The following is a 14,329-nucleotide window of genomic DNA, read 5'->3' as shown; positions in this document are numbered from 1 at the left end:
ATTAATATAATAAATAATAAATAATATAAACAACTTATAAAGTGTTTATATAACAAGTTATCCACAATTTTTTGCATAGTTATCCACATGTGTGTGTTGATAAAAATGAGAGAAAAATTTAAAAATATAATCCAACATAATTTAATTTAATAAGCCTTTAATATTCTATAATTAATAAAAATGTTTATGAGTAATGAAAGTAATTCAGGAGCCATAAGGCTAAAAGGGAAGTTTTTAGTTGTAAAGTGAAGCGGAGCTGATAATAACATTCCAAGAGAGCTCTGAATTTTTGAATCAAGTCCTGAGAGAGAGCGTTTTTTCATTTACACCAATAAACAAGAGATAAAGAGCTCATGTTTTTATGAAATTGAAATTAAATTAAGAGCTTCAAAGCGCTCAAAATATCAAAATTCAACATATGAATTACTAAGCTTTAAAATTGTTAGTCCCGATAATGATAGCGACATTGAAAAAATGCTAGTAAGCAATGTGGCTGGGCTAGGAGTTAAAGGGATTCAAAGAATAAAAAGTGAGTTAGGGTTATCAAGTATCAAAGAGTTATTTAATGATGTTGAATCTGCCCAAAATGTCTTAAAAACAGCCATATACGAAAATTTGAAGGCTTTCATAAACAGCTTTGATCAAAAAGATTATGACTTTTTTGCTGAAAATGGACTTTTGAAATTGTATGACAAACTGCGTGCTAGATTTGAGAACAATGACTTTGTTAGTAGATATAAAAACAATGGTGATCCATATGAATTGTATGTAGATCATTGAATTGATTTTAAGTTAGTAAACCTTTTTGCACAATGTGTAAACAAAAACATTGAACCTTACAAAATAATAAGAGCATTTACTTATAAGATATTAAGAACAAATTTTAATAACATTTGCACAATGTATTATGATGATTTACCTTTTTATAAAAGTTTATGAAACTGATATGAGGATTATAGAAGAGATAATTCAGATAACAGCACACTTTTTGAACAGTCTTATATTGTGTCATTGTTGTCACTGTTGCTTCAAAAACGAGACATAAGTGATGATTTAATTATTGAATCGTTAAATGTAATGATCCAGCGAGGAGAAGTTTACTTTGATAGTGATTCTAAAAGGCTTTCATTAAATGAAGTATACGAGCAAGAATTGTTTGTTGCTAAAAAACTAATCAAAATAAGAGATAGTGAGCTAAAGCAACAAGTTAATCCACTTACATCTCAAAAATTAGCAGAAGAACAAAAAAAAGCTTATGCAAGCGCTTTAAATAATCCTCTCTCAGTTATAACTGGTTATCCAGGAACCGGAAAAAGTTATTTAATTGCTTATATTGTTGAAACTTTATTAAAGGATAAGCATTATAAGAAAAAAGATATTGCAGTGCTTACTCCTACTGGAAGAGCATCGACCATATTAGCCTATAAAACAGGCATAGAAGCCAGAACAATTCATAGTTTTTTAAAGTTATCTAAACCTGATGAAGATGATTCATTCATTGAATCTTTTGAAAAAGAGAACCCTATTAAAGTTGTTGTTATTGATGAGTTTTCAATGGTAAGTTTGCCAATTATGTATGAATTGTTGAAAACATGTACAAGCATTGAAAGACTTATTTTAGTCGGGGACAGAGATCAACTACCTTGCATCGGTAAGGGCAATTTGTTAGAAGATATTATTAACAGTAAAAAGCTTCCTACTTTTGTATTAAAAGAAATTCATAGAACTGACAAAATTGACATATTCGAGCATTTTATAGCCATAAACGACAATAAAGTTCCTAAAATTGATACAGAAAATGTAAAGTTCATTGAGCAAAACGGAATATTGTTTTTAAACAATATTGTTAAAATATATGAAGAAAAAGTCAACAAGTATTCAATTGATAATGTAATAATTTTACTTCCTTCATATTTAGAGTTAGGGCAGCCCGGAATTAATGAAGTTAATAAAAGGCTTCAAGAATGAAATATAAAAAGAACGGGCGCTAAAAAGAATTTATCAATTCACAACAATTTAACTTTATTTGTTGGTGATAGAGTTATACAAACTGTAAATGATTATGATAAAAATGTTTTTAATGGCGAAATAGGCATTGTTGAAGAAATAAATACAGACAGCAAGAACACATTTATTATTGTTGGTTTTGGTCAAGGTAAAAAAGTTAGGTATAACAGAAGCGAAATTTTAGAGAACTTATCACTAGCTTATGCTATAACTGTGCATAAATTCCAAGGGTCAGAAGCTAGCTGCGTTATTTTTGGAATTTTGAAAAACAGAGTTGAGCATATGTTTACTAAAAAATTTATGTATACGGCTGTTTCAAGGGCAAAAGAGGAATTATTGCTTTTAGGTTCTAAGGACTTATATATACAAAAAATTCAATCTAGAAATGCTGATTTAAAGCACTATACTAATTTAAAATCATTAATAGAAAAAGAGGCGAAATAATGAAGCTAATTGTTGGTTTAGGAAATCCAGGCAATGAGTATAGATTCACAAGACACAATGCCGGATTTTTGGCAATAGATAAAATTTGTGAAAAACTAAATATTTCACTAAATAAAGAAAAATTCAATGGCGAATTTGCTGTTTCTGACGGATTTATTTTAGCTAAACCACTTACATATATGAATAAATCAGGTGATTTTGTTTATTCAATAGCTAGCTTTTATAAAATAAATCCTTCGGACATTATTGTTATTTATGATGATCTTAGTTTTTCTATCGGTCAAGCAGCTATAAAAATAGGCGGATCAAGTGCCGGTCACAAAGGAATAGAGAGATTAATGAGTAAATTCAGTAGTAATGATTTTAAAAGAATTAGAGTTGGAATAGGTGTTAATAGTGGCACAACAATAAAGGATTATGTGCTTTCTTTATTTACAAAAGATGAAATGATAGTTGTTGAAGAAGTGCTTGAAAAAGTGGCTGATGCGGCAATATCTTTGGTGTATAATGATGTAAATTTTGTTATGAATAAGTTCAATACCGATAACAAAAAGAGAGTTATTTAGTGATTTTATTAGGAATTAGTGGCGGTCCAGATTCTATGTATTTGCTAGATTTAATATCTAGCCAAAGAAGTGATATTGTGGTTGCAACTGTTAATTACAATGTTAGACAGGATTCAGCATATGATGTCGAGATTGTAAGAAAATTTTGCGAGGATAAAGGCATAATTTTTGAATGTCTTGAAATCGACCAGAAAGCCTGTTTTAAAGGCAATTTTGAAAAATGAGCAAGAGAACAAAGGTTTGCTTTTTTTAAAAAAATTTATGAAAAATATAATTGCGAAGCCTTATATTTAGCACATCATAAAGACGACTTTTTAGAAAGCTATTTTATGCAAAAAGAATCTAAAAGACAGCCAGATTTTTTTGGAATAAAAACAGAAAATTATATTTATGGGATGAAAGTTGTTAGGCCACTTGTTGGTAAAGTGTTCAAAAATGAAATTTTAGAAGCCTTGCATAATAAAAAGATTAAGTATGCAAATGATTACACTAATGACTTACCTATATATACAAGAAATAGAATAAGAATTTGACTAAAAAGCCTATCAAACAGCCAGAAAAGTAAAATTTTTGATGACGTACAAAAAGAAAATAATGAGCTTGCCGAGCTTGAAAAAGAAACTGTTTTAGAGTATGAGCAATGAAAGAAGACTCAATTTAGCCAAGATGAGTTTTTGAACTTAAACAACAAAGAGAGGCTAGCATACAAGTTTGTGCATGAAAATTATGTAGACATAAAATTATCAAACGGAAAAATTAAATCAATAATTGGCTTTATATTAAGTAAAAACAGAACAGGCCAATATTTGATCAAAAACAATGTTTTTATACAAAAAAAGCATGGAAAATTAGTTTTTTAATTTTTGACTAATTATAAAAATTACATTAAAATTATAAACATTATTATAAATAAGAAGGAAGGAGAGTTGTATGGAAAATGAAAGAAAGCAAAAAATTGCTAAAATCGTTCTTTGAACCATTCTTTCAGCAGTAATTCTTTTAATAATTACATTACTTCTCTGAAACCGTTTTAAACCACAAGTTAGACAAGGTAATTTCCAAGACTTTGTAAATGACATTGTGGCTGCTAGCAAAAGTGTTGATGACAATACCTATTTAGCAGAAGTAAAAATTGATGGAGTACAAGATATTGCTAAATATACGTTTGTTGAAAACGGGATAGCAAAACTTCGTGAAGTGAGATTAGGTAAAGGTATCGTTGAAAAAACATTTATTTTGCCAGATAAGTTTACTATCGGTGACAAAACATATAGTATTGCAGATCTACTAAAACATCCCGGCGCTGATGCAAATGTACTATCAACACAATGAAGCACTGTAGGATTGGTTTTAGAAAAACCAAATACATTTGCTAGAATTGCTCTTTCTGTATTACCTACATTATTATGAATAATTATTCTTTTCTGATTGTATCGTTCAATGATGAAAAGAAGCATGAACATGATTGGTGCTATCGGGGATGAAAAGAATCCAGCGCAAAAAATTAAGAGTGACAAAACCTTTAAGGATGTAGCTGGAAATAAAGAAGCAGTTGAAGAAATTAAAGAAATTGTGGATTATTTAAAAAATCCTAAAAAATACGAAATTGCTGGTGCAAGAATGCCTCACGGTATTTTATTAGGTGGCCCTCCTGGTACTGGTAAAACATTATTAGCTAAAGCAACTGCTGGTGAAGCTAATGTTCCTTTCTACTTTATTTCAGCATCAAACTTTGTTGAAATGTTTGTTGGTCTAGGTGCTAAAAGAGTTAGAACTGTTGTTGATGAAGCACGTAAAAATGCTCCTGCAATAATCTTTATTGATGAGCTTGATGCAATTGGTAGAACTAGAGGTTCAGGTATTGGTGGTGGTCACGATGAACGTGAACAAACACTAAACCAATTGCTTGTTGAAATGGATGGGATGAAAGATAATAATGGAATTCTATTCTTTGCTGCAACAAACAGAACCGACGTTTTAGACCCTGCATTAACTCGTCCTGGTAGATTTGACAGAACAATTACTGTTGGCCTTCCAGATGTTAAAGAACGTGAAGAAATTCTTAATTTACATGCCAAAGGTAAAAGAGTTTCACTTAATGTTAACCTTGCACAAGTTGCAAAAAGAACACCTGGTTACTCTGGTGCACAACTTGAAAATGTTATTAATGAAGCTGGATTACTAGCAGTTAGAAGAGATTCAGAAATCATTGAACGTGATGATATTGATGAAGCTATAGATAGAGTTATGGCTGGACCTGCTAAGAAAAACAGAGTTATAACCAAGAGTGAGCTTACAATGGTTGCATATCATGAAGCAGGACATGCTGTTGTTGGTATCAAAATGCCAGGTGCAAATAAGGTGCAAAAAATTACTATTATTCCTCGTGGTCAAGCTGGTGGATACAACTTGATGACACCTGAAGAAGAAAAGTACAACTTAACCAAAAAAGAACTTATTGCAATGATTACCAGCTTTATGGGTGGTAGAGCTGCTGAAGAAATTATTTATGGAAAAGAAAATGTTTCAACAGGAGCTTCAGATGACTTACATAAAGCAACAAAAATTGCAAGAAAAATGGTTACTGAATGGGGTATGTCTGATTTAGGACCTATTCAATATGAACAAGATGATGGTTCTCCATTCTTAGGTAGGGACTACTTAAAATCTGCACAATTCTCGGCGCAGGTTGCACACGAAATTGATATTGAGGTAAGAAACATAATTACTGAGGCTGAAAAGAAAGCTAAGGAAATTATTGAAGAAAACAGAGAACTTCATGAGTTGATTAAGACAGCTTTATTAGAAAAAGAAACAATTGTTGCTGAAGAGATTGAATACATTGCAAAGAATATGAAATTGCCTTCAGAAAGCAAAGAAGAAAAAGCTGAAAACGTTAACCTTACAATAGATGATATATTGGATGGAAAATCTGAAGAAAAAGGAGAAACGATGTAGACCGTCGTTTTTTCTTTTAACTCTAGAATATAAATTTAGAACGTTACTATTGACTAAAAAGCCTATCAAACAGTCTTAAAAACTATTTAGCGAGATGTATTTAGCACAAATAATAAATAATATTTTTTTATAAAAATATTAGTATAATTTTTACACTTTATAATTAGGATTAATTTTTTATTATGTGAAGACTATCTAAAGAAGTTTTTAAGTCCTTATCTAAAAACAAAATTATGGTTATCGGCTTAAGTATACTTATATTTATTACTTCAGCTGTTTTTACCCTGCTTTCATCATTAAGATCATCTATTGTCACTGGTTTTGAAAATTACAAAAAGTTATCTGTGAAACATGATTTATCTGTAGATTTGAACCTTCCAAGTCAAGGAAGCGCCTTTAATCAAGGCTATTTTGTCAATGGACAGGTTTTAGGTCAAAATGGAGTAAAAGAGTACAAGTCGATCAATTATTATTTAGCGAACGGCGAGGGTGAGTATAAGGATTCTATAGAGAATGTTTTGTATTTGCAAAATAATGAATTTATTAGCTTAAGCAATTTTACTGGTATTGATGGTGGCAATAATGGAAGCCTTAGTAACTACTATATTAAAAAAGACGACTTAGATATTCTTTACTCAATTTATTCTGCTGATCCTAATAATTCAATTGTTGAATTTAAATTAGGAAAAGATCAAAATGATGCGAATAGTGCAAGTTTCAAATTAAAAAAAGAAGACAAAAACTTTATTTTTTATGAGAAAAAAGGCGACAAATTTGAAGCTGTTACTCAAAGCAAAAGCATAAAAAATACTGACAAAGTAACATTTGACAAAGAAAATTTAACCCTTTCAGATTTAATGATTCTTAAAAAAGGAACAGATCCAAGCAAGCCTAATCTTGTTTATGCTGAGCAAGTTCAGCCATTGTTTATAAATGTTTTGGACAAAAAAATCACTAACGAATATAGCGTTGGTCAAAGATGATTAGCAGAAAATAAAGGCATTATTATTCCTGCAAACGAATGAATTGAAAAGTTTGGATTTAAGAAAGTCTCAGACAATAATTTTGTATTTATTAACGAAGGAAACAACAACAATTTATCTAAATTTTTAGATAAAGGTGAGGCTTTAACTCCGTCTGCTGACACAACATCAGCAACCACCAATAACACTTATTTATTGGATGAAAAGTCAAAAGTAAAAAGCGAATGAACAATTAGTGATTTTTATAATAAACCATCAATTGAAGTTAAGCCAGCAAAGATTTTGAAAATACAAAAAAACAAAGAAATCAAAATAAGTAAAGATTTACTTGCTAAAAAAACCAAAAATGTTTCATTTGAAAGATGAAACTACCACACAACATTTACTGGCGAAAACAAAAATCAATGGACAGGCGCTTTTAAAACCTTTATGGAAGAGCTTGAAAGCAGCAAAAATGATCCCAAGTCAGCTAATTATAAAAAATGAAAAGAATTAGCAGAGTTTTCTAATTGAACAAAAAACATTAAAACTGTTTTTGAGCCTTATAATAGCACTAAATTATCTAAAAAAGAAGTTAATATTAGTATTCCAATTAATGAAACTGACACTAAACAGAAGTTATACAATGCTGATAATTCAAACAATAATATAAATGAATCTAGAACTAATTTCCCAGGCGGATCATCCTATAGAATAGACAAATCTGGCGCAAAAAGCATTCTTGAAATCGAGTCATTTATAGATAAAAATCAACTAAATTACAACAAAGCATTACTAGAAGCTATTAATGACAAAGATTTAAAAAATAAGAACTTCAATTTAATTAAACAAGAAGCATATGAAGTTACTAAAAAAATAATTATTGATAAGATTGCTGATGAAGTTGGTGGCAGAGCCAACCTAGGATTAAGAAAAACTATAACTGTTGATGCGATTGATGAAAAAACAAAGAAACAAAATGTTTTTCACTTCATAAACATCGGTGATGAAAAAGGCGAAGTTGATGGCATTAAACTTAATGTAGGGAAGCTGTTTGAAGAACAAAAAAGAAAAAGTGCTTTAATTCCTTCTAGCAAGTTTGATGATTCAGTTTATAAGGAGAATCAGCTACCTCCTTATATTGCTTCATTGCTTATACAATCAATAGGTAGAAATCTTTTCCCAGATCCTAAGTATGTTGAGCCAATTTATGAATTTGCTGAAGTAACTGACATAAATCCAGTTACAAAAGGTATTAGAAAAGAGAGTTCAAAAATTGTTCTTTTGAACAAATATTTAATTAATAATAAGAATAAAAATATTGATTCTAAGACTTTAGAGTCTGAGTATAAGAAGCTAAATTTAGGAATAACTTTTAGAGGAAACAACTATAAATTAGTCACTTTAGCAAATTCTGATGGCAAACTATTTTGAAAAACAGTTCATATTGATGGAGCTGGAGAACACGGCTTTGATAAAGGTTTATTAACCAAATGAATGGAACAAAATAAGGTAACATTAGCAACTAAATTCATTAAAACTGATGACTACGGATGAACTAAAAAGGATCAGTCATTAGCCAATATATCTTATGTTCCTACTCAGTTTTTATCACCAAGAGCAGAATTAATCAATGATATTTTGGCCACTGGAAAAGTTGACTTCTTAGCGGAAGCTATTGAAAAAGAACTATTAGATTCTGTTTTGGTTAAGGATGAATTTATTTCGCAAGAGAATGTATTCCAAATTACTAAAGCGGTAAAAAAAGTGTTAAACAGCAACACTTTTGCCAATGCTTTTACTTCATCAAAAATTAATAGAGAACTGCTTCCAAAAATAGGACTCGATTTACTTTATGAGCTAAGCCACAGTGATTCTGGCAACATATTCAAAAGCATTTTATTTAGCATTTTTGAAAGAGTTAAGGCTAAATTAAGTGAAAAAGGTAATTTAGAAAACCAGAAAAAATATCTAGTTAAAGAAGTAAATAATATTTATTCTTTAATAACTGGTTTAGCTGGTCTTGACATAAGTAAGTTCTTAAGTGCTGAAGAATTAATTTACCTTTCGAATGATCCTAAAGAAGTTATAAAAGCATTTCAAAATATTATCGGAAGCATTGATATTTATAATTTTAGTAAGCTAGCTAACGAGTGATACAAGAGCGAATGAAAGAAACAGGTTGAGCATAATAAAGAAAAATACACAAACAGACTAAGTTCGGGATTATTGATTGATTGATTGTTTAAGTCTGTTGACCAGAAAACCCTTAAAACAGGCTTAAAAGCATTTATTAATAATTTAGATTTTCAAAAAGTTCTTAATTTAGATGATAAAAACAGCTTGTTATACAAAAAATTAAATGAATCAGTTCCTTCATTGATTGATGGAATCAAAATATTACTTAGCAAAGTAAGCAAAGATGGTAAATTCGACAATGTTAAAGAAGGCTTAAATAGTATTTTGCAAAACATTGATTTTAATGTTTTATCTAATTATTTAAGTGAGCACTTGACGACTAATTATTTTGAATATAAAAAATCAGATTTTGATTATGAATCAAATAAAGAGAAAGTACTCAGAGAAAAAGTTGCTTTAAAAACCATAAGACCTAAAGATGGAATGATGGCCTTAATTTACGGATTGTTCTATAATCCAGGCACAAACAGAGAATTTAAAGATAATCTTATTAAGATGTTTAACTTATCGGATAAGGTAAGCACAAGTAAAGTAGAAAGTGGTTCTGGATCAGTCGTTACACCTGATTCTGATGATGAAAAATTGAGTTTTAGTGACTTTTTAGCTTTCTTCCCAGCACTTTTGAGTGCTGATCAAAGCAAAGCAATATTTAAAAATCAACAAATCAATAATGATATTTCTTATGCAAAAGAACACATTTTAAAAGTTATGTCGATCAAAGGAAATTCGGTTGGTCTGCATGAATTAGACATTAAAGCCTTAGAAATATTAAAGAAATTTAACATAATAACTAACGAGATTATTATAGATAAAAAAGTAATTGAAAAATTAAATAAAGTTCAAAGTTTTATTGTTCAAACAACCACAAGTTTAGATGAAAAAACAAAGATTGTCCCCGAAAAAAGCAAGACGCTTGCCGACTTAATTTATGACTTCAACAGCTTTAATGAAGGCGATGAAAATTGAAAACTTTGAAAAGGTTTCATTGGAGCATATGGTCAGGCAAGTGTTGTCAATAAGTTTTCACTTGGTGCTCAAGCTTTTGATTTACTAATTCCTTGAATAAATATGTTAACCTATGGCAACAATGCAACACAAAAAGAAGCCTTACAATTTGTTAATGATTTCTTGAAGTTAAGTATTGATAAAACTATTTTAGATGAAATCAATAAGCTAGCTCAAGACGAAAACTTGCCAAGCTTTAATGATAGTAATTTTGGACTTTCAATAGCGCTACATAGACCAGAACAAGTTACTGTTTTCAATGAATCTAACGGCAAGTTTACCAATGCTAAAGTTGAAGAACTAGCAAGCAAAAATCCAAAGTTCAGACGTTACTTATCTAGCCAAAAACGCAGTTTGATAGAGCTTTTGGGTTTAATTGGTGCTAGCCAACAATATTCAAAATATAACAAAGAACCAGCTGAATCAGGCAAGATTTATGCGCCTAATGGAATTTATTATGAAACCATCAAAAAGGCTGTTGATAGATATTTTTCAACTAAAGAATTTTGAGAAATAAAAGATATTGTTTTATTAATTGCTAGGTCAATGCAAATTAATTTCCCAATTGAATTGTTCGGATTATCTAGAATAATCATAAATCCAGTTCTAAGAAGTGTGTATCCACAGTTAATGACATCATTTCTTTCAACTCAAAAGCAAAGTTTAGGAAAGATTAATGGTAATTTAGCCTACATAGTTTCAAATAGAATTGGAAACTTTGAAGAAATTATTAGAGACAATTCTAAAAAGTTAGAATTAGAAGCTTATTTTGAACAAATATGAGCGAACAAAGACACGTCATTAGTTCCACTAGATTACAGTGAAGAAATTACATTGGCTTTAGATGGAGCTAGAGTAAATAAAATATTCAATGAACAAACCAAGAAAGCTACCATTTTTGGTATAGATTTTCTAAATTTAGCTGGCAAGGTAGTGAATGGAATTGTTGAGCCTAAAGAATTAAAAGACATTGTGTTTAATGATATAAGTAGTTACTATGCAAAAGTTAACTATGCTTACTTATCGAAGAATAATAAAGCTATTTATAATGGTGAGCTTCCGAGAAATAATGTTGAAATGGAAAGCTTGCTTAACACAATTGATGATAAGTATATTTTAGATGTTAATGGAATTAAGTTTTTAATAGTTGGGGAAGATACAACTGTTGACTATATTTATCCAGTTATTGATGAAAACCATTTACAGGTTAATACACAAAACCAAGCATTAGTTTATTTAAATAACTATGGCTTTTCTAGAATTATGGCCGCTTACCAAGGCAATGTTGTTAAGAAGAATCTTTTAGTTGTTAATGGTTCAAAAAACAGCAATGAAGTTGTAAAAAGAAATATTACAAACATAGTTGATAGCTCAATTAGTGATGCAAACAAACTTAAGAGAGTATTTTCGTACGATGAGTTAGATCCTATTAATCCTGAAAGAGCTTTAAGAATAACAACTATTGAAGGAATGATTAATGTAATTTTAAGTTCAATAATTGCTTTAATGTCACTATTTATTATTATGGTGTCAGTGGCTATAATATTTATTATTAGAAGATATATTGCTAATAAAGCGAAAGTGTTTGGCATATTGCTTGCACAAGGTTATAGGCCAATTGAAATAGCTATTTCATTATTGCCATTTGCGATGGTTACTTCATTAATAGGTGGAATATTAGGATATTCAATTGGATTTAGAACACAGATATTATTGCAAAATGTGTTTTCTAATTACTGGACGCTGCCTAAATCGGCCATACCATTTGATTTCTTCTCACTCTTCTTTAATGTGTTTATACCATTTTTAGGAATGAGCTTACTAATCATTGTTGTTGCACTTATTTCACTAAGAAAGAGTTCAATTGACTTAATAACTGGTGTTGATGATGCGCCAAGAGGCAAGCTATTCAACAAGATCAAGAAGAAGTTTATTAACAAGAAAAATGTTAAGAAGCGTTTCAGTTTTACCCTTGCTTATAGTGGTTTTTGGAAACTAGCATCATTTGGTGGATCGGTGTTACTAACATCAATAGCCACAATGTTTGGACTAGCCAACTATAAGACATTCAACAATACAATTAATGACACTTATAAAAATAGAGATTATAGATTTAAGATTGATTTAGAATCACCTACAACAGAAGGAAAATACTATTCATTGTATAATCCAAGTGAACTAAAAGATCTAATTTATACACCTATTGGTTCATTAAATGAAGGAAATAGGGAAACTTCTGATTACTTTAAACCAGGTAAATCAAGTATCATAAATCCTGATAACAAAGCAAATGGAAATCCAGGTGAATTTGCTCCGCACTTGCTTTCACAGTTTAGTGTAAATGTAACTGTGGATGCTGGTGTTGCTGCTGATCCTTGATTGATAGCATACAATGGCATGCCTGATAGTCAGAAGGCTAAAATTGACAAAATAAGAGATTTAGTAGGCCATCAATTAGAATGGACACAAAGTTTAGATGAAAATGGTAAATTAATTACTGATCCTAATAAGCCTATAATTAAGGTAGATTCGAACGGTTTGATGTCATATGAAGATGCATCAGGCAAGAAATATGATTTCTTTAAGTATTACAAATCACCAAATGATGAACAAGGTAGCTTCAGGCTTGCACACTGAGATGCAACTAACAAAGAATATGTAATGAAGACTATAAAAACAGGTGATAGTGGCGGAAGAAATGAATATAGAGATTTCTTAGTCAAGGCATACCAAAAGAATGATATTGTCAGAATGCAACATGAAAAATTGCTTGCTGAAGGTAAAGAATTAATTAATCCTATTACAAATTGAAAAGCGTCAAGAAGCGATTCTGATTTCTGGCTAGTTGATAAATCTGATTTAGACAGACAATGAGTTAATGACTATTTTATAGGCTTTGGCGGAATTTTGTTTGATAAGCATTATGATGAAACATATACATATATTAGTGGTTCATACAATAATATAAGCTCAAAAATATATGGTTATAGAAAGCCAGAAGATATAAAGAGTGCTAAAGTTAAGTTAATTGATAAAAATGGCAATAACTTGTATGATGTTTTATATAACTTTAAGGTTGAAAATAAGGTTTATCCATTAGTTGTTAATGATGTTTTTGCTAAAAAACATAAATTAGGAATTAATGATCAAATTGATTTTGTTATTTCTAATAGAGTCGATAGATATAGACAAAAATTATTGGAAAAAATTTATGCAAATAATCCTATAAAACAGGCAGACTTGAAAAAGCAATATGATCAAAATATTAAAACCAAATTTAGAATAGTTGGTATTAATCCTACATATATAAATGATGAATTAATAACAACTCATAGTGCTGCTAATTTATTAGTGGGCTTGCCTGATAATGAAAGTAGCTTCAATGGTGTGTTAACACAAAATGCAAACCCAGTGCAAGTTACAGAATCTGCCGGTTTATATTCGCCAAGTGGATATTGAGCCGGCCTTGATGGCTTTGATGTTAGTTCTCTAGATCAAGGAACTGTTAAGAAAATGTTTGATGAAATTTTTAGAGTTTCAGATATACCTGAAAAAGGTGGAGTGTTACAAAGCCAACATGGGTTTACCAAAGATGATATAGCTAAGTTATTGGATCCAAAAGCTGAAAAATTCAGCGATTCACTTTATGAGAGCGCTAAAAATTCAGCAAAAGCTCATATTGAAGACTTTAGTAGAATTTATGAAAACAAATTGTTTATTGCGCTAAGCAATTCAATTGATTCACGTGACATTGAAGTTGGATTTGTGGTTCAAGTTGGACACACAATTGAACAAATAAGCATATTTATAATAGTTATAAACTTCGTAATTTCGCTAATAATATTAATAATAATGTCATCAATTATTGTTAGTGAAAATGAAAGAAATATTGCTATTTGGTCAATATTAGGTTATTCCCAAAAAGAAAAACTGATGATGTTCTTTGGAGCATTTATACCGTTCTTGGTTGCTGCATTAATTATTTCAATACCAATAGTAATTGCTATGATAAATGTGTTTGGATCATTCTTGCTGTCATCATCATCTATTTCTCTATTGTTGTCACTAAAATGGTGACATGTGCTTATAACTTCAGGCTTAATGCTTATCATATTTGCTGTAACATCTATTTCAGTTTGAATTAGTATTAACAAGATGAAACCAGTTGACTTATTGAAAGGTAAATAA

Annotated in this window: 5 protein-coding genes; all 5 read left to right on the top strand. The window is 30.0% G+C overall.

What is annotated here, in order from left to right; translation table 4 throughout:
• The first annotated feature begins 186 nt into the window (after positions 1-186).
• The 5 genes from MAG_RS03835 to MAG_RS03815 all read left to right on the top strand — a co-directional run bounded on the left by MAG_RS03835 (position 187) and on the right by MAG_RS03815 (position 14,329).
• Positions 187-2,451, top strand: coding sequence for an ATP-dependent DNA helicase (locus tag MAG_RS03835; protein ID WP_232955109.1), 2,265 nt, complete (start codon positions 187-189; stop codon positions 2,449-2,451).
• Positions 2,451-3,017, top strand: coding sequence for an aminoacyl-tRNA hydrolase (gene pth / locus MAG_RS03830; RefSeq protein WP_011949899.1), 567 nt, complete (start codon positions 2,451-2,453; stop codon positions 3,015-3,017). Before MAG_RS03835 ends, pth begins: the two co-directional genes overlap by 1 nt.
• Positions 3,017-3,877, top strand: a complete 861-nt coding sequence (gene tilS, locus MAG_RS03825) for a tRNA lysidine(34) synthetase TilS (protein WP_011949898.1) — start codon at positions 3,017-3,019, stop codon at positions 3,875-3,877. The genes pth and tilS overlap by 1 nt, the downstream gene beginning before the upstream one ends.
• 70 nt (positions 3,878-3,947) lie before the next feature.
• Positions 3,948-5,975, top strand: coding sequence for an ATP-dependent zinc metalloprotease FtsH (gene ftsH / locus MAG_RS03820; protein WP_011949897.1), 2,028 nt, complete (start codon positions 3,948-3,950; stop codon positions 5,973-5,975).
• A 182-nt stretch (positions 5,976-6,157) separates the two neighbouring features.
• Positions 6,158-14,329, top strand: a complete 8,172-nt coding sequence (locus MAG_RS03815; protein ID WP_011949896.1) for an ABC transporter permease — start codon at positions 6,158-6,160, stop codon at positions 14,327-14,329.

Origin of the sequence: Mycoplasmopsis agalactiae PG2 (assembly GCF_000063605.1) — a bacterium.
In the GTDB taxonomy this organism is placed as follows: domain Bacteria; phylum Bacillota_I; class Bacilli_A; order Mycoplasmatales; family Metamycoplasmataceae; genus Mycoplasmopsis; species Mycoplasmopsis agalactiae.
Note: the sequence above shows the minus strand (reverse complement) of the source record. Positions and strands in the feature narration are given on the sequence as shown.